The organism is Burkholderia seminalis (assembly GCF_001718535.1).
GTDB classification, from domain to species: domain Bacteria; phylum Pseudomonadota; class Gammaproteobacteria; order Burkholderiales; family Burkholderiaceae; genus Burkholderia; species Burkholderia seminalis.
On record NZ_CP013398.1, the window covers coordinates 3,381,156 to 3,397,755 of the forward strand.

Below are 16,600 nucleotides of genomic sequence, written 5' to 3' on the forward strand. Positions count from 1 at the left end.
CACCCACCCGCCGCGCCGGTGTTGCCGACGGCGCCCGCGCGGCGCGTCGCCCGATGGCCCGAAGGTATGCCGATGTCCGTCCCCACTGCTTCCCCGCGCGTTCATGCCGATGCGATCGACGCCGTCGACGCGGCGCTCACGTCGCGCCGCGCGATCCGCGCCTTCCTGCCGACGCCCGTGCCGCGCGACACGCTCGAGGCGATCCTCGAAGCCGCGAGCCGCGCGCCGTCGGGCACCAACATCCAGCCGTGGCGCGTGTACGTCGCGACGGGCGCCACGCGCGATGCGCTCGCCGCCGCGCTGACCGCGGCGCACGACGATCCCGCGCGCGACGAGAAATACGTCGCCGAATACGACTACTACCCGCGCGAATGGGTGTCGCCGTATGTCGACCGGCGCCGCAAGGTCGGCTGGGACCTGTACGGCCTGTTGAACATCGGCCGCGACGAGAAGGCGCGCATGCATGCGCAGCATGCGCGCAACTTCCGTTTCTTCGATGCGCCGGTCGCGCTGTTCTTCACGCTCGACCGCGTGATGACGCACGGCGCGTGGCTCGATTGCGGGATGTTCCTGCAGGGCGTGATGACGGCCGCGCGCGCACGTGGGCTCGACACCTGCCCGCAGGCCGCGTTCGTGCCGTTTCACCGGATCATCGCCGGCCACCTCGGCATTCCCGCCAACGAACAGTTCGTCTGCGGGATGTCGCTCGGCCATGCGGACCCCGACGCGATCGAGAACCGCCTCGTCACCGAGCGCGCGCCCGTCGCCGAGTTCGCGCGCTTCTTCGCTTGAAAACGCGTGCGGCGGCCCTACCTTTCCGGCAGGACCGCATCGTGCGGCGAACCTGTCGCCGCCTGTCCTGTCACATCACGATCGAAATCGATCGGGCGTAAGATGTGCGTCCGTTCCCCGTTATCGCGCGTTTCCGGAGACGTTTCATGCTGAAACACGGCCTGGCCGTCCTGCTTGCGAGCGTCGCGCTCGCCGCCCATGCGCAAAGCCCCGCGCCGGCCTCCGTCGCGTGGGAGATCCAGGTGGTGCGCGACGGTCAGACGATCGACACGTTCCAGCAGCGCACCACCGTCGGTCAGAGCCGCACGGATACCCATCGTTATCCGTCCGCCGTGCCGGTCGGCTGCGGCAATGCCGCGCGCGTCGTGCCGGCCGAGCGCACGCGTTCGGTCACCGTCGCGCCGCTCGCCGTCGATGCCGGTGCGAACACGGTGTCGCTCGCGCTCGACGTGCAGGAAACACTCGACGACGAAAACGCGACGCGCAGCGATCCGTGCATACCGGCGTCGCCGCGGCAGATCGTCGCGAGCCATCCCGGCCTGTCGGTCGGCGGCGATGCGTGGACCGACTGGACGCTCGTCGAGCAGCATCCGCACCTCGTGTACCGCGTGCGTGCGCACGTCGCGAAGGACTGAGCGTCATGTCCGCCGACGCCCTGTCCCTGCCGTTCGCCGAACCGCACGCCGCGCCCGACGAAATCACCGCGGTCAGCTGGAACCTGCACAAGGGCCGCTCGCCGCTCGGCTTCACCGCGTGGAACGCGATGCGCAACTGGATGCAGTCGACGCACGCCGACGTGTATTTCCTGCAGGAAGCGATGGCGCGCCGCATGCCGCGCCCCGTGCTCGCGCCCGGCTTCGGTGCGCAGATGGACGACGCGGTCGACGACGTGTGGCATTGCCAGGCCACCGAGATCGCGCATGCGCTCGACTGGCAGATCGCGCTCGGGCCGAACGTCTTCAAGCCGTCGTGGCGGCACGGCAACGCGATCCTGTCGCCGCACCCGCTCGACCTCGGCGGCCGCTGGGACATCTCCGCGCACCGCTTCGAGCGGCGCGGGCTGCTCGTCGCGCGCGCGACGCTCGCGGGCGCGCGCCCGGTCACGCTGCTGTGCGCGCACCTCGCGCTCACGCGCGCCGCGCGGCTGCGCCAGATGCACTGGATCGCGCACTGGATCGTGCGCAACGCGGGCGACGGCCCGCTGATGCTCGCCGGCGACTTCAACGACTGGCGCAACGACTCGGTCGCGCTGTTCGGCGAGATCGGGATGTCCGAGGTCGCGACGCTGCTCGGCGAATCGGGCCGCACGTTCCCCGCGTTCTCGCCGGCGCTCGCGCTCGACAAGATGTTCGTGCGCGGCCTGACGCCGCTCGAATGGCGCGCGCCGTCCGGCGAGGCCGCGTGGCTGTCCGACCACCTGCCGTACATCGCGCGCCTGCGGCTCGATCCGCAATAGCGGCCCGCTCGCGCGCCGCCGAAGCGCGGCCGCGCCGCGCGCGCTACAGTAACGGCTTGCCCATTCCGCCCTCGCCCCGCCGCCGGGCCGCGCCGCCATGACCTACCTGCCGATCCTGCTGCAGATCGCCGTCGTCTACCTCGTCGCGGCGATCACGCCCGGCCCGAATTTCTTCATGATTTCGCAACTGTCGCTCGCCGGCCGGCGCAGCCTGGGCGCCGCGTCGGCGCTCGGCGTCGGCACCGCGTCGGTCGCGTGGGCGACGCTCGCGATGCTCGGTCTCGCGGCCGTGCTGCACCAGGTCGAATGGCTGTACGAGGCGATCCGCATCGGCGGCGCCGTGTATCTCGTGTATTTCGGCTTGAAACTGCTGCGCGCGGGCGTGCGCCGCGACGCGGCGCCGGTCGACGCGCCGGACGCCGCCGCGCCGCTGGCCGCGCCGCAGGCGCGCGACTACCTGCGCGCGTACCGCAGCGGCCTGTTCACGTGCCTGACGAACCCGAAGTCGTGCGCGTTCTGGACCAGCGTGTTCGCGGCGATGCTGCCCGCGCACGTGCCGCTGTGGTTCGACGGCGCGGTGCTGGTGACGATCGGCGTGCTGTCGGCCGGCTGGTATTCGTGCGTCGCGTACCTGTTCGCGAGCCCGCGCGCGCAGCGCGGCTACCGGCGCGTGCGGCGCCCGCTCGACGCGCTGTGCGGCGTCGCGCTCGTCGGCCTCGGCGCGAAACTCGCGGCCGACCGCTGAAAGCTCGTTGCAAGTATTTGTTGCGCCAAATCCGCGCAGCCGCGGGGGTCAAGCCCGCGATCGGCGCCAACAGGGTAAAATAACGAGTTCCTCAAACGTCTGTCATCGAGAAGGCGCGTGTCCGACGCGCCGGCCGGCCGATCCAGGATCGGGCCGTCGCACTCGGTTTTTTTGCCCGTTTTTGGGCCCGTTACACGCGTTCGCCACGCGCGTCCGTTTTCAAAGCCATGAGCAAATACGACACCGCCACCGTCCAATCCGTCCATCACTGGACCGACACGCTGTTCAGCTTCACCTGCACCCGTGAGGCGAGCCTGCGCTTCAACAACGGCGAATTCACGATGGTCGGCCTCGAGGTCGACGGCAAGCCGCTCGCGCGCGCCTACTCGATCGTCAGCCCGAACTACGAAGAGCATCTCGAATTCTTCAGCATCAAGGTGCAGAACGGCCCGCTGACGTCGCGCCTGCAGCACCTGAAGGTGGGCGACACCGTGCTGATCGGCAAGAAGCCGACGGGCACGCTGGTCGCCGACAACCTGCTGCCGGGCAAGACGCTGTGGATGCTGTCGACGGGCACGGGCCTCGCGCCGTTCATGTCGATCATCCGCGATCCGGAGATCTACGAGCGCTTCGACAAGGTGATCCTGACGCACACGTGCCGCCTGAAGGGCGAGCTCGCGTACATGGACTACATCAAGCACGACCTGCCGGGCCACGAGTACCTCGGCGACATCATCAAGGAAAAGCTCGTCTACTACCCGACGGTCACGCGCGAGGCGTTCGACAACGAGGGCCGGATCACCGACCTGATCGCGACGGGCAAGCTGTTCACGGATCTCGACGTCCCGCCGTTCTCGCCGGAAAACGACCGCGTGATGCTGTGCGGCAGCACCGCGATGCTGAAGGATACGACCGACCTGCTGAAGCAGGCCGGCCTCGTCGAAGGCAAGAACAGCGCACCGGGCCACTACGTGATCGAGCGCGCGTTCGTGGACTGATCGGTCCCCAGATTTGCGCATCGTCAAGAACCGGAGCAAAAGCTCCGGTTTTTTTTCGTCCGCACTTGGCGAATTCGTAACAAACTGGGACCATCTCATCTCAAATAGTTACATTTGGATACGTCATCGCCGGGTCGTCGGGTGTCAGTGTTTTTCCTACAACAGGTTCATTCCGATTATTCACATTTACCCTTAAATGTCCGCCCGACATGACCTTTTCGGAAATTTTGAGATATTATTCGGCGCGCGTGGTTGTCGTTCGAATGAGAGTGGAAGGGTCGGATGCAAGTGTTACAAGGTGTAACTTTTGTTACCTCGGCATGGAGCGATTCTCTGGCGGCGACCGTCATCGAAACGGCAGCCGATTCACGCAGCCAGCCGGTGTCTGAACCGCTTTCTGACAGCAGGGAGAGTCATGGATACGTCGCTTAACGCGCCCGCGGGCGCCCACGCCCCGTTCCCGTCGCAGCAGCGCGTGCCCAACCGCGTCGCGACTCCGCCCGTTCCCGACACCGCGTCCGGACGCGACGCCTCCGCCGCACGGATCGCGGCCCTGTCCGCCCAATTGCTCGCCGCCGACGAAGCCGCCCGCCGCCATCTGGCCGGCGAGCTGCACGACGGGCTCGGCGCCGAATTGACCGCTGCCCGTTTCGCCCTCGCAAACGTTCAAACGTGGCTGCCGGCCGATGCGCCGGACGGCTGCCTGCGCGCGCTGGAGCTGGCGCAGCAGGCGCTCGACGCCGCCACCGACGCGAATCGCCGGCTGATCGACGAACGCGACACGCCGGCGCTCGACGCGGGCATGATCGGCGCGCTGTCGTCGTGGATCGACACGCACGCGGCGCGCACCGGCCTGCGCACGAGCTTCGTGTGTGCGGCCGACGCGCGCCTCACGCAGATCGCCGGCGCCAGCGCACTCGCGATATTCCGCGTCGCGCAGGAAGCGCTGTCGAACGTCGCGAAGCACGCCCGCGCGACGTCGGTCGACGTACGGATCGTCACGGACGGCACGCATCTGTCACTGATTGTCGCCGACGATGGGACCGGTTTCGCGCGCAGCCGCCGCACCGGCTACGGCCTCGCCGGCATGCGCGCCCGCTGCGAGGCCTTCGGCGGCGGCTTCGAGACGGCCACGCCGGAAACCGGCCGCGGCACGCGCGTCACCGCGCGTTTCGCGTGGGATTCGCTGCTCGCGGTGCCCGTCGCGGCCCGCCGCGCGTCGCTTTCGTGAGGTCGTCATGAGCCTGAACATCCTGCTCGTGGACGATCACGCGATCGTCCGGCAAGGGATTCGCCAGCTGCTGATCGACCGCGGCATCGCGCGCGACGTCACCGAGGCCGAGACCGGCGGCGACGCGATGGCGGCCGTCGACAAGCAGGAATTCGACGTGATCCTGCTCGACATCTCGCTCCCGGACACCAACGGCATCGAGGTGCTCAAGCGCCTCAAGCGCAAGCTGCCGCGCACGCCGGTGCTGATGTTCTCGATGTACCGCGAGGACCAGTACGCGGTACGCGCGCTGAAGGCCGGCGCGGCCGGCTACCTGTCGAAGACGGTCAACGCCGCGCAGATGATCGGCGCGATCCAGCAGGTCGCGGCCGGCCGCAAGTACGTGAGCCCCGCGATGGCCGAGGCGCTCGCCGAATACGTGTCGTTCGAGAACGAGCCGCTGCCGCACGAGAAGCTGTCCGACCGCGAATACCAGACGCTCTGCATGCTCGCGTCGGGCAAGCGGCTCACCGACATCGCGAACACGCTGTCGCTGTCCGTGAAGACGGTGAGCGTGTACCGGTCGCGGCTGCTCGAGAAGATGCGGCTGTCGAACAACGCGGAACTCACGTTCTACGTGATGAGCAACCGGCTGGTCGACATGGCGCCCGCGACCGGCGCCTGACCGGCCCGCCGGCGTTGGGCCGGCCCGATTGGCTCGCCACCTCGGATTCGTCCGATTCCACGACGCGGCACGCGCCGCGTCGCCTTCAAACCGCCCCCCGTTTCGCGCGCAAGCGCTTGTTTTTCCGGACGATTCCGCGACATGCCGCTGCGCCGCAGCGGGTCTTGTTCGTCAAATCGGCTAAAATTACGGGTTTTCACTCAGTCAGCGCGCCGCCCCTGCGCGCGCCGGCGATTCATCCGCAATGTCTCTCTTCCGCAAGAAAAACGTCGATCGCATGATCGCCGGCGCGCACGCCGCTGGGCTCAAGAAAGCGCTCGGCGCGATCGACCTCACCTTCCTCGGCATCGGCGCGATCATCGGCACCGGCATCTTCGTGCTGACCGGCACCGGCGCCGTGCAGGCCGGCCCCGCGCTGATGCTGTCGTTCGTGATCGCCGCGATCGCGTGCGGCCTCGCGGCGCTGTCGTACGCGGAATTCGCGTCGACGATCCCCGTCGCCGGCTCGATCTACACGTATTCGTACGCGACGCTCGGCGAGCTCGTCGCGTGGATCATCGGCTGGGACCTGATGCTCGAATACGGCCTCGCGTCGTCGGCCGTGTCGGTCGGCTGGTCGGGCTACCTGCAGTCGCTGCTGCAGGGCTTCGGACTGTCGCTGCCGACCGTGCTGACGGCCGCGCCCGGCGCCGTGCCGGGCGTCGTCACGTGGTTCAACCTGCCCGCGTTCCTCGTGATGATCGTGATCACGACGCTGCTGTCGATCGGCATCCGCGAGTCGACCCGCATCAACAACATCATGGTGTTCATCAAGGTGTCGGTCGTGCTGCTCGTGATCGCGGTCGGCCTGTTCCACGTGACGCCCGCGAACTGGAAGCCGTTCATGCCGCACGGCTGGAACGGCGTGTTCGGCGCCGCGGCCGTGATGTTCTTCGCGTTCATCGGCTTCGACGCGGTGTCGTCGGCGGCCGAGGAGGTGAAGAACCCGAAACGCGACCTGCCGATCGGCATCATCGCGTCGCTCGCGGTGTGCGCGGTGCTGTACGTGACGGTCGCCGCGGTCGCGACCGGCATCGTGCCGGCGGCCCGGTACGCGAACATCTCGCACCCGATCTCGTACGCGCTGCAGGTTGCCGGCGAGACGTGGGTCGCGGGCTTCATCGATCTCGGCGCGGTGCTCGGCATGCTGACCGTGATTCTCGTGATGAGCTACGGCCAGACGCGCGTGATCTTCGCGATGTCGCGCGACGGGCTGCTGCCGGCGATGCTGTCGCGCGTGCACCCGCGCTACGCGACGCCGTTCCTGACGACCTGGCTCGTCGGCCTGTTCTTCGGGCTGATCGCCGCGCTCGTGCCGCTCAACGTGCTCGCCGAACTGATCAACATCGGCACGCTCGCGGCATTCTCGATGGTGTCGATCGCGGTGCTCGTGCTGCGTCGCACGCACCCCGACCTGCCGCGCGCGTTCCGCTGCCCGGGCGTGCCCGTGGTGCCGATCCTCGCGGTCGCGGCCTGCCTGTTCCTGATGCTGAACCTGCAGCCCGTCACGTGGGCCGCATTCGGCATCTGGCTCGTGATCGGTCTCGCGATCTACTTCCTGTACTCGCGGCACCACTCGAAGCTCGCGCACGGCCACCACGACGCGCACTGAGCGCCGTCGTCGCGCGCCCATGCCGCGCGACGACGAACGCGACATCCGCGGGGCCGCCACCGGCCCTGCGCGTCCCCTCCCCCGAACCGGCCAGGCGCCGTTCCCGCGCGCGATCGCTGTCCGATCGTCGCGATCTCTTGCCCGATTCTCCGGATTTGCCCGCACGGGCCGCCACGCCGCCTGCACGCGTGCGCCGCGCGGTTCATAATCCCGCCATCGAACGACGGTCCCGGGCAAAGGGCCGTCCGGCAACAGGAAAACACGATGGAAAGTGTCGATCTCGATGTACTGAAATCCAGCGCGCGCTGGCTCGAAGAAGGGCGCCGCGTGCTGCTCGTGACGGTCGTGAAGACGTGGGGCTCGTCGCCGCGCCCCGAAGGCGCGATGCTCGCGGTGCGCGAGGACGGCCTGGTGGTCGGCTCCGTGTCCGGCGGCTGCATCGAGGACGACCTGATCGCCCGCGTGCACGCGAGCGGCATCGCGGCCGACGCGCGCCCGGAAGCGCTGAAGTACGGCGTGACGGCCGAGGAGGCGCACCGCTTCGGGCTGCCGTGCGGCGGCACGATCCAGCTCGTGCTCGAGCCGCTCACGCGCGACAGCGGGATTGCCGCGCTGTGCGCGGAAGTCGAGGCCGGCCGCCTCGTCACGCGCACGATGACGCTCGCGACCGGCCGCGCGTCGCTGTCGCCTGCCCAGGCCACCGACGGGCTCGCGTTCGACGGCGAGCGGCTCGTGACGATCCACGGGCCGCGCTACCGGATGCTCGTGATCGGCGCCGGCCAGTTGTCGCGCTATCTGTGCCAGATCGCGGTCGGGCTCGACTACCAGGTAACGGTGTGCGATCCGCGCGAGGAATACACGGATGCGTGGGACGTGCCGGGCACGCGCGTCGTGCGCACGATGCCCGACGATACGGTGCTCGAGATGAAGCTCGATGCGCGTTCGGCCGTGATCGCGCTGACGCACGACCCGAAGCTCGACGATCTCGCGCTGATGGAAGCGCTGAAGACGCCCGCGTTCTACGTGGGCGCGCTCGGCTCGCGGCGCAACAATGCGGCGCGGCGCGAACGGCTGCGCGAATTCGACCTGAACGAAGCGGAACTGGGCCGGCTGCACGGGCCGGCCGGCATCTACATCGGCAGCAGGACGCCGCCGGAAATCGCGATCTCGATCCTCGCCGAGGTCACGGCCGCGAAGAATCACGTGTCGCTGCCGACGATCCTGCAGGTCGAAGGCGCGAAAGCCGCCCGCGAGATCGCGGCGAACAGCGGCGCGGCCTGCGGGCTCTGAGCCGCCGCGGCGGCCAACGACGATCGCGCCGGCGACCGCCCGGCGCGAACCCCGATCAGGCCAGGCCGGCGGCCAGCGCCGCGGCGACCGAACCGACCACCAACACGACGCCGACCGTGCGGCGCTTGTTCAGCTCGGTCCACAACAGCACGCCGGTCAGCGACAGCAGGATCAGCGAGCCCGCGATCGTATCCATCAGCAGCACCCAGCCGAGGTTCATCCCGACGCCGCGATGCAGGTTGTTCAGCGTCGTCAGGAACGTATTGCCGGTACGCTTCACCGATACGTAGCCGTTGCCGACCCAGTATTCGGCCTGCAGGTTCTGGTGCGGGCCGAACACGCCGAACTGCCAGTGCTCGGGCTGCATCACGCGTTTGTCGCCCCACGCGACGGCCTGCGCGGGCTCCTTGCGCATGCGGCCCGGCTTGCCGTCGAAATGCAGCTCCTGCTGCAGCCACTTCGTCATCGCGGCGGGCGTCTTCGGCACCGGATCCGGCAGCGCGATCTGCATCTCCTCGACCTGCGGCTCGCCGGTCGGGATCTTCAGCGGCGGCGCGCGGTGATTGAGCAGCACGCCCGTCACGCCGAACAGCAGCCCGAGCACCGCGCCCCACAGCCCGACCCAGCCGTGCACCTTGCGCAGCCACTTGATGAAGGTGGCGCGCCGCGAGCGCTGGCGGCGCGCGGCCAGTTCGTCGTCGCTGAGCGGGCGGCCCGCCGGGTGCAGCACGGTGACGCCGGCGCGCGGCATGCCCGTCTTGGGCGGGTCGATCGTTTCGGGCGCGTTCACGCGAAAGGTTCCATTCGTTCAAAACAACGGCCGGCGCGCAGTGCGTGCACGCCGGCCGAGCAACATGAAAATGAGAATGGATATCATTACATAAATCGATCGCCGGCTCAATCCGTCACGGTCGCCGGCGGCGGCCCATCATGCATGGAGAGATTCGGCTGATGAGTGCGCGTTGCACGGAAATGCCGATCGATATGCGGCAAATGCCGTCGGACTGGCGCGACACGGCCGAGACAGCATTTCGTAAGAAGTCGCGCGACGCCAGGCGCGTCAGCGCAGCGGCGGCAGCGGAAAGCGCGGCGCGGTGTCGTCCGGCCCGGCCTCGGTGCGATCGAGCGCGTACAGCCACGCCAGCAGATCGGCGACGGCCTGGTAGAGCTGCGGCGGAATCCGGTCGTCGAGATCGACCTGCATCAGCAGCGACACCATCTCCGGCGCCGTATGCACGTACAGCCCCGCGTCGCGCGCGCGTGCGACGATCATCTCGGCGAGCAGGCCATACCCCTTCGCAACCACACGCGGCGCCGTGTCGCCGCCTTTCGGGTCGTAGACGAGCGCGGCCGCGCGCTTGCGGGACGTCATGCTCATCGCGGCGCCTCGTCGTCGGCCACCTGCGTCGGCGGGGCGCCGGCCGCTCCCCGCGCATACGCGGCGGCGGCCGCCTGGGCCGCGAACAGGTCGAAGCCGTCCGGCCCGTCGTCGACCGCGCGGATCGACAGTCCGCCGACCTTGAGCCCCGACCCCTCGAGCCGCTGCCGCAGCGCGGCCTCGTTTCGCGTGAGACGCTCGGCGCCCGTCTGGTTCGCGCGCAGCCGCGCGACGAGCTGCGCGCCGTTCAGCACCAGTTCCGCATCGACCGTGCCGAGCGACGGCAGCGTCAGCGTGAGGCGCGTGCGCCAGGCGATGCCGTCGCCCGCGTCGTCCCCTCCGCTGCGCTGCCCGCGGTTGTCCGGCGCGTCGGGCTCGATCGTCCAGTCGAGCCGCGCGCCCGGCCAGGCCTCGCCGGTCCAGCGAAACTGGTCGGTCGCGAGCGCATCGAGCTGCTGCCGGACGATCGGCACGGTGGCCGGATGGACGGTCGCAAGCGTCTGCGCCTGCGGATCAGACGATGCGGCAGCCAGGTCGGCCCGCGCCGGTGTCCAGCGCGTGTCGGCATGCGTGCCCAGCGGATCGGCGGGATCGGGCGGCAACGATGCGCCCTGCCGGGCGGCCGTCGTCAGGGCCTGCGCGGGATCGCGGGCCGCGCCCCCGCCCTGCGCCGGCGTACCCGGCTGCGCGGCCGCCCGCGCGGTCGCAGGCGGCGGCGGACGCTGCGCCAGCAGCTCGTCGAGCACATCGGTCGAACCGGACGGCAACGCATCGGGATCGGCCGGCGCGAGTGCGGCCGTCAGGCGCGCCTGCGGCTCGCGCATCAGCGCCGCGAGCGGACGCTGGCCGGCCAGCCACTGCGCCAGATGGGATTCGTAGAAGAGGCCGCTCTCGCTCACGGCCTGCGCGAGCGCCGCGCACAGCGCGGCGACCGGCAGCGGCGCGGCCGCTTCACGGGCGGCCGCGGCGGACGATGCCGCCGCGGAGGCCGGCGTGGATGCAGCCGACGCGGGGGCCGCGGCAACGGGCGCCGGCACGGCCGGATCGGTCAGCAGCACGGCGGGATCGGCCAGCAGCGGCGTGCGGCCGGCAATCGCGGGCGTCGCATCGCCGCCCGCGCGTGAAATCGCGTCGAGCACGCGCCCGACGTCGGACAGCGCGGTCTGCGTGGAGGCCGGCGGCGCGGCCGGCGGGCTGCCGGCCGGCGGCGACGACGGCGCACCGCTGCCCGGCGTGCCGACCTGCGCGGTCGCGCCGCCGCCGGCGGATGCCGATACGGTGTCGGTCAGCAGGCTGTCGAGGCGGCTTGCCAGCAGCGCGGCCGCAACGGAGTCGATACCGGTCATGATCGGAGCCTGCTCACCTCAGCCACTTCGTTGCGAATCCGGGCACGGCACGCCGGTGCCATCCGCGGGTACGGCGCGCCGGCCTCTCCCGTCGACGGGCCCTAGCCGCGCGCGCGATAGAGATCGGTCAATACCTGGGTCGAGCGCCGCGCCTCGAACAGCGCGGACAGCCGCGCGACGTCCGGGCTCGCGAGATCGCGGATCGCCGCGTCGTCGGCCAGGATGCGGCGGATCAGGTCGAGCTTGCGGCCGAGATCCGATTCGTCGAGCGCGACGCCCGGATCGGCTTCCTTCAGCCCGTCGACAAGCTGCATGAATTCGGCCTGCAACCCCGGCAACGCGCTCCAGTCGGCGCCGCGGGCGGCGCACAGCATGCGCCCCGACACGGCGGCGAGCGCCTCGTAACGTGCGAAGTATTCGGCCTTGTGATTCATCGTGATGCTTCCGCTGCCTGTTGCGCGGCCATCCGCGCGACTTCCGGGGCGATGCCCGTCCAAGCTTCCTCGAGCGTCGCGAGCAGCCCGTCGACCTCGACCAGCATCGCGTCGCTCGCCTGCGCGTTCGCGTCGAGCAGGCGCCGGCCGATATACGCATACAGCGCGCCCAGCCGGTCCGCGATCTCGCCGCCCGCGTCGTGGTTCAACGATGCCTGCAGGCCGCTCTCGACGATCCGGATCGCCTTGCCGATCGCGTCGCCGCGCGCGGGCACGTTGCCCTGCTGCAAATGCATGCGCGCCAGCGCGATCGCTTGCCGCGCGCCCTGGTACAGCATCGCGATCAGCCGGTGCGGGGAGGCGCCCATCACCCCCGTCTCGACGCCGACACGCGCGTATGCACTGGCTCCAGCGTGCCCTGGGGAAAACATGCGCTTCTCCTTGTCTTGCCTTGGCTATACGGTCGCCGCCGCCGTGCATCGCACGGCGCGGCCTTCTCCGGAGTTATCGGAAGGGATTTGAAAACCTTTAGGCGCAAGCGGCGGCCGCCGGCTCGGGAAGCCGGCCCGCCGGCCCCGCCCGGCACGCCCGTCACACCGACATCTGCATGATGTCGTTGTAGGCGCTCACGAGCTTGTTGCGGACCTGGAGTCCGAACTGGAAGCCGATGTTGGCTTTCTGCATGTCGACCATCACGTCGTTCAGCGATACGTTCGGCGCGCCGACCTCGAACGCCTTCGCCTCGCCGAGCGCGTGCTGCTGGTCGCCGCTGATCTTGTCGAGCGACGCCTTCATCGCGCTCGCGAACGTGCTGGCCGTCGCCGCGCCCGAGCCGGCAAGCGCCGCCGTCGGGCTCGCGACGCCGCCGGACGCCTGCGCGGCCATCGACTGCATCTGTTGCAACACCGAACCGATTCCGCTGACGTTCGCAGTCATGCTGTCCCCAGACTTAGAGAAGAGACCCGGACGCACCGGGCGTTCCGCCGGCGCCGCACCACGCGCACCATGCCGGATCGCAAAAAAGGATAGCAGCGCGCCGCCTGTCAAAGCCGAGAAAGTACGGGGGAAACCCCGCTCTTTTCGGTCGATCGGAGTGCGCGTCGGATCCCGATAATCGCATCGTGTCATTGTCCGCCCGCTCGTCCGAGCGGGCTCAGTGGTCCCGCTCCGGAGAAACTCGACGCATGGATTCGCAGGCCAACTCGCTGATCAACCCCGACGCCCGCGCGGGCCTCGCCAGCCCGGCGCCCGGCGCCGCCGCGGCCGCCGCGCTGCCGGGCGCGGGCGTCGCCGGCGCTGACTTCGGGCTGGGCGGCTTCGCGGAACGCATTCCCGGCATCTCGCGGATGAAGGGCAACCCGAAGCTGCCGTTCCTGATCGCCGTCGCGTTCGCGATCGCCGCGATCACCGCGCTCGTGCTGTGGAGCCGCGCGCCCGACTACCGCGTGCTGTACAGCAACCTGTCGGACCGCGACGGCGGCGCGATCATTGCCGCGCTCCAGCAGGCAAACGTTCCCTACAAGTTCGCCGACGCCGGCGGCGCGATCCTCGTGCCGTCGAACCAGGTGCACGAAACGCGCCTGAAGCTCGCCGCGATGGGCCTGCCGAAGGGCGGCTCGGTCGGCTTCGAGCTGATGGACAACCAGAAATTCGGCATCAGCCAGTTCGCCGAGCAGATCAATTACCAGCGCGCGCTCGAAGGCGAGCTGCAGCGCACCATCGAATCGATCAACGCCGTGCGCAGCGCGCGCGTGCATCTCGCGATCCCGAAGCCGTCGGTCTTCGTGCGCGACAAGGAAGCGCCGAGCGCGTCCGTGTTCGTCGACCTCTACCCGGGCCGCGTGCTCGACGAGGGACAGGTCCAGGCGATCACGCGGATGGTGTCGTCCGGCGTGCCCGACATGCCCGCGAAGAACGTGACGATCGTCGACCAGGACGGCAACCTGCTGACCCAGACCGCGTCCGCCTCCGGCCTCGACGCGAGCCAGCTCAAGTACGTGCAGCAGGTCGAGCGCAACACGCAGAAGCGCATCGACGCGATCCTCGCGCCGATCTTCGGCGCCGGCAACGCGCGCTCGCAGGTCAGCGCGGACCTCGATTTCTCGAAGGTCGAGCAGACGTCCGAAAGCTACGGCCCGAACGGCAATCCGCAGCAATCGGCGATCCGCAGCCAGCAGACCAGCAGCTCGACCGAACTCGCGCAGGGCGGCGCCTCCGGCGTGCCGGGCGCGCTGTCGAACACGCCGCCGCAGCCGGCGTCCGCGCCGGTCGTCGCCGGCAACGGCCAGAACGCGCCGCAGACGACGCCGGTCAGCGACCGCAAGGACCAGACGACCAACTACGAACTCGACAAGACGATCCGTCACCTCGAGCAGCCGATGGGCAGCGTGAAGCGGCTGTCGGTCGCGGTCGTCGTCAACTACCAGCCGGTCGCCGACGCGAAGGGCCACGTGACGATGCAGCCGCTGCCGCCCGCGAAGCTCGCGCAGGTCGAGCAGCTCGTGAAGGACGCGATGGGCTACGACGAGAAGCGCGGCGACTCGGTGAACGTCGTGAACAGCGCGTTCTCGACCGCGAGCGACCCGTACGCCGACCTGCCGTGGTGGCGCCAGCCCGACATGATCGCGATGGCGAAGGAAGCCGCGAAGTGGCTCGGCATCGCGGCGGCCGCGGCGGCGCTCTACTTCATGTTCGTGCGCCCGGCGATGCGCCGCGCGTTCCCGCCGCCCGAGCCGGCCGCGCCGGCGCTCGCGGCGCCGGAGGATCCGGTCGCGCTCGACGGCTTGCCCGCGCCGGCCAAGACGGAGGAGCCCGACACGATGCTGCTCGGCTTCGAAACCGAGAAGAACCGCTACGAACGCAACCTCGACTACGCGCGCACGATCGCCCGCCAGGATCCGAAGATCGTCGCCACCGTCGTGAAGAACTGGGTGTCCGATGAACGCTGAAGGCTTGACCAAGAGCGCGCTGCTGCTGATGTCGATCGGCGAGGAAGAGGCCGCGCAGGTATTCAAGTTCCTCGCGCCGCGCGAGGTCCAGAAGATCGGCGCCGCGATGGCCGCGCTGAAGAACGTCACGCGCGAGCAGGTCGAGGACGTGCTGCAGGAGTTCGCGAAGGAAGCCGAGCAGCACACCGCGCTGTCGCTCGATTCGAGCGACTACATCCGCTCGGTGCTGACGAAGGCGCTCGGCGAGGACAAGGCCGGCGTGCTGATCGACCGCATCCTGCAGGGCAGCGACACGAGCGGCATCGAGGGCCTGAAGTGGATGGACTCGGGCGCCGTGGCCGAACTGATCAAGAACGAGCATCCGCAGATCATCGCGACGATCCTCGTGCACCTCGACCGCGACCAGGCATCGGAGATCGCATCGTGCTTCACCGAGCGGCTGCGTAACGACGTGATGCTGCGGATCGCGACGCTCGACGGCATCCAGCCGGCCGCGCTGCGCGAACTCGACGACGTGCTGACGGGCCTGCTGTCCGGCAGCGACAACCTGAAGCGCAGCCCGATGGGCGGCATCCGCACCGCGGCCGAGATCCTGAACTTCATGACGAGCGTGCACGAGGAAGGCGTGCTCGAAAGCGTGCGCCAGTACGACGCCGATCTCGCGCAGAAGATCGTCGACCAGATGTTCGTGTTCGAGAACCTGCTCGACCTCGAGGATCGCGCGATCCAGATGGTGCTCAAGGAAGTCGAGTCGGAAACGCTGATCATCGCGCTGAAGGGCGCGCCGCCCGCCCTGCGCCAGAAGTTCCTCGCGAACATGTCGCAGCGCGCGGCCGAACTGCTCGCCGAGGATCTCGACGCGCGCGGCCCGGTGCGCGTGTCCGAAGTGGAGACGCAGCAGCGCCGCATCCTGCAGATCGTGCGCAATCTCGCCGAGAGCGGCCAGATCGTGATCGGCGGCAAGGCGGAAGACGCGTATGTCTGATTCGGCGAGCGATCGCGTGGGCACCCTCACCGCGTACCAGCGGTGGGAGATGGCGTCGTTCGACCCGCCGCCGCCCCCGCCGCCGCCCGACGACGCGGCGGCCGCTGCCGCCGCGCTCGCCAAGGACCTGCAGCGCGTGCGCGACGCCGCGCACGCCGAAGGCCATGCCGCCGGCCACGTCGAAGGCCAGGCGCTCGGCTATCAGGCCGGTTTCGAGCAGGGCCGCGAACAGGGTTTCGAGGCCGGCCAGGCCGACGCGCGCGAACAGGCCGCGCAGCTGGCGGCGCTTGCCGCATCGTTCCGCGAGGCCGTGTCGAACATCGAGCACGATCTCGCGTCCGACATCGCGCAGCTCGCGCTCGACATCGCGCAGCAGGTCGTGCGCCAGCACGTGAAGCATGACCCGGCCGCGCTGGTCGCGGCCGTGCGCGACGTGCTCGCGGCCGAACCCGCGCTGTCCGGCGCGCCGCATCTCGCGGTGAATCCGGCCGACCTGCCCGTCGTCGAAGCCTATCTGCAGGACGATCTCGATACGCTCGGCTGGACCGTGCGCACCGACGCGTCGATCGAGCGCGGCGGCTGCCGCGCGCACGCCGCGACCGGCGAGGTCGACGCGACGCTGCCCACCCGCTGGCAGCGCGTCGCCGCCGCGATCGGCAAGGTGAGCACGTGGTAACGCGGC

At 69.6% G+C, this 16,600-nt stretch carries 18 protein-coding genes; 12 read left to right on the forward strand and 6 right to left on the reverse strand.

Going from position 1 to position 16,600, the window contains the following annotated elements:
* Positions 1 to 72: 72 nt before the first annotated feature.
* From WJ12_RS15300 to WJ12_RS15340, 9 genes are all read left to right on the forward strand, one after another.
* Positions 73 to 792, forward strand: a complete 720-nt coding sequence (locus WJ12_RS15300; protein ID WP_049030758.1) for a nitroreductase — start codon at positions 73 to 75, stop codon at positions 790 to 792.
* Between the two features lie 146 nt (positions 793 to 938).
* Entirely contained in the window at positions 939 to 1,427 is a 489-nt protein-coding gene (locus WJ12_RS15305; RefSeq protein ID WP_059561530.1) for a hypothetical protein, read from the forward strand.
* A gap of 5 nt (positions 1,428 to 1,432) precedes the next feature.
* The gene (locus tag WJ12_RS15310) at positions 1,433 to 2,248 is read left to right on the forward strand and encodes an endonuclease/exonuclease/phosphatase family protein (protein ID WP_034190285.1); all 816 of its coding nucleotides are present in this window, start codon (positions 1,433 to 1,435) and stop codon (positions 2,246 to 2,248) included.
* Positions 2,249 to 2,345: 97 nt separating this feature from the next.
* Entirely contained in the window at positions 2,346 to 2,993 is a 648-nt protein-coding gene (locus tag WJ12_RS15315; RefSeq protein WP_069245721.1) for a LysE family translocator, read from the forward strand.
* Positions 2,994 to 3,220: 227 nt separating this feature from the next.
* Positions 3,221 to 3,991 (forward strand): ferredoxin--NADP reductase, encoded by a 771-nt coding sequence (locus WJ12_RS15320; RefSeq protein ID WP_034190283.1) that lies wholly within the window; start codon positions 3,221 to 3,223, stop codon positions 3,989 to 3,991.
* A gap of 415 nt (positions 3,992 to 4,406) precedes the next feature.
* Positions 4,407 to 5,222 (forward strand): quorum system sensor histidine kinase RqpS, encoded by an 816-nt coding sequence (gene rqpS, locus WJ12_RS15325; protein WP_059561524.1) that lies wholly within the window; start codon positions 4,407 to 4,409, stop codon positions 5,220 to 5,222.
* A 7-nt stretch (positions 5,223 to 5,229) separates the two neighbouring features.
* Entirely contained in the window at positions 5,230 to 5,886 is a 657-nt protein-coding gene (gene rqpR / locus WJ12_RS15330) for a response regulator transcription factor RqpR (protein WP_049036699.1), read from the forward strand.
* A gap of 244 nt (positions 5,887 to 6,130) precedes the next feature.
* Positions 6,131 to 7,537: an amino acid permease gene (locus WJ12_RS15335; protein ID WP_059561522.1), complete on the forward strand. Its 1,407-nt coding sequence runs from the start codon at positions 6,131 to 6,133 to the stop codon at positions 7,535 to 7,537.
* Positions 7,538 to 7,801: 264 nt separating this feature from the next.
* On the forward strand, positions 7,802 to 8,827 hold the full coding sequence (locus WJ12_RS15340) for an XdhC family protein (RefSeq protein WP_059561519.1): 1,026 nt from the start codon (positions 7,802 to 7,804) through the stop codon (positions 8,825 to 8,827).
* Between the two features lie 55 nt (positions 8,828 to 8,882).
* Here the strand turns inward: WJ12_RS15340 and WJ12_RS15345 are convergent, their stop codons facing one another.
* From WJ12_RS15345 to fliE, 6 genes are all read right to left on the reverse strand, one after another.
* Positions 8,883 to 9,617 carry a PepSY-associated TM helix domain-containing protein gene (locus tag WJ12_RS15345; RefSeq protein ID WP_034190278.1) on the reverse strand — a complete coding sequence of 245 codons (735 nt, stop codon included), beginning with the start codon at positions 9,615 to 9,617 and terminating at the stop codon, positions 8,883 to 8,885.
* A 270-nt stretch (positions 9,618 to 9,887) separates the two neighbouring features.
* Positions 9,888 to 10,205 carry an EscU/YscU/HrcU family type III secretion system export apparatus switch protein gene (locus tag WJ12_RS15350; RefSeq protein WP_034190277.1) on the reverse strand — a complete coding sequence of 106 codons (318 nt, stop codon included), beginning with the start codon at positions 10,203 to 10,205 and terminating at the stop codon, positions 9,888 to 9,890.
* Complete coding sequence (gene fliK, locus WJ12_RS15355; RefSeq protein ID WP_069245722.1) at positions 10,202 to 11,551, reverse strand: flagellar hook-length control protein FliK; 1,350 nt, start codon at positions 11,549 to 11,551, stop codon at positions 10,202 to 10,204. Before fliK ends, WJ12_RS15350 begins: the two co-directional genes overlap by 4 nt.
* A 101-nt stretch (positions 11,552 to 11,652) precedes the next feature.
* A complete protein-coding gene (locus tag WJ12_RS15360) occupies positions 11,653 to 11,985 on the reverse strand; it encodes a flagellar protein FliT (RefSeq protein ID WP_006486993.1) in 333 nt (110 codons plus the stop codon).
* The gene (gene fliS, locus WJ12_RS15365) at positions 11,982 to 12,416 is read right to left on the reverse strand and encodes a flagellar export chaperone FliS (protein WP_034190275.1); all 435 of its coding nucleotides are present in this window, start codon (positions 12,414 to 12,416) and stop codon (positions 11,982 to 11,984) included. Before fliS ends, WJ12_RS15360 begins: the two co-directional genes overlap by 4 nt.
* A 160-nt stretch (positions 12,417 to 12,576) precedes the next feature.
* Positions 12,577 to 12,921, reverse strand: a complete 345-nt coding sequence (gene fliE / locus WJ12_RS15370; RefSeq protein WP_034190274.1) for a flagellar hook-basal body complex protein FliE — start codon at positions 12,919 to 12,921, stop codon at positions 12,577 to 12,579.
* Positions 12,922 to 13,169: 248 nt separating this feature from the next.
* On the opposite strand from fliE, the gene fliF reads away from it, so the two are divergent.
* The 3 genes from fliF to fliH are packed head-to-tail and all read left to right on the forward strand — an operon-like array spanning position 13,170 to position 16,594.
* Entirely contained in the window at positions 13,170 to 14,933 is a 1,764-nt protein-coding gene (fliF, locus tag WJ12_RS15375; RefSeq protein WP_034190273.1) for a flagellar basal-body MS-ring/collar protein FliF, read from the forward strand.
* Positions 14,923 to 15,918, forward strand: a complete 996-nt coding sequence (gene fliG / locus WJ12_RS15380; protein ID WP_049029801.1) for a flagellar motor switch protein FliG — start codon at positions 14,923 to 14,925, stop codon at positions 15,916 to 15,918. Before fliF ends, fliG begins: the two co-directional genes overlap by 11 nt.
* Complete coding sequence (fliH, locus tag WJ12_RS15385; RefSeq protein WP_034190271.1) at positions 15,911 to 16,594, forward strand: flagellar assembly protein FliH; 684 nt, start codon at positions 15,911 to 15,913, stop codon at positions 16,592 to 16,594. The genes fliG and fliH overlap by 8 nt, the downstream gene beginning before the upstream one ends.
* The last annotated feature ends 6 nt before the right edge of the window (positions 16,595 to 16,600 follow it).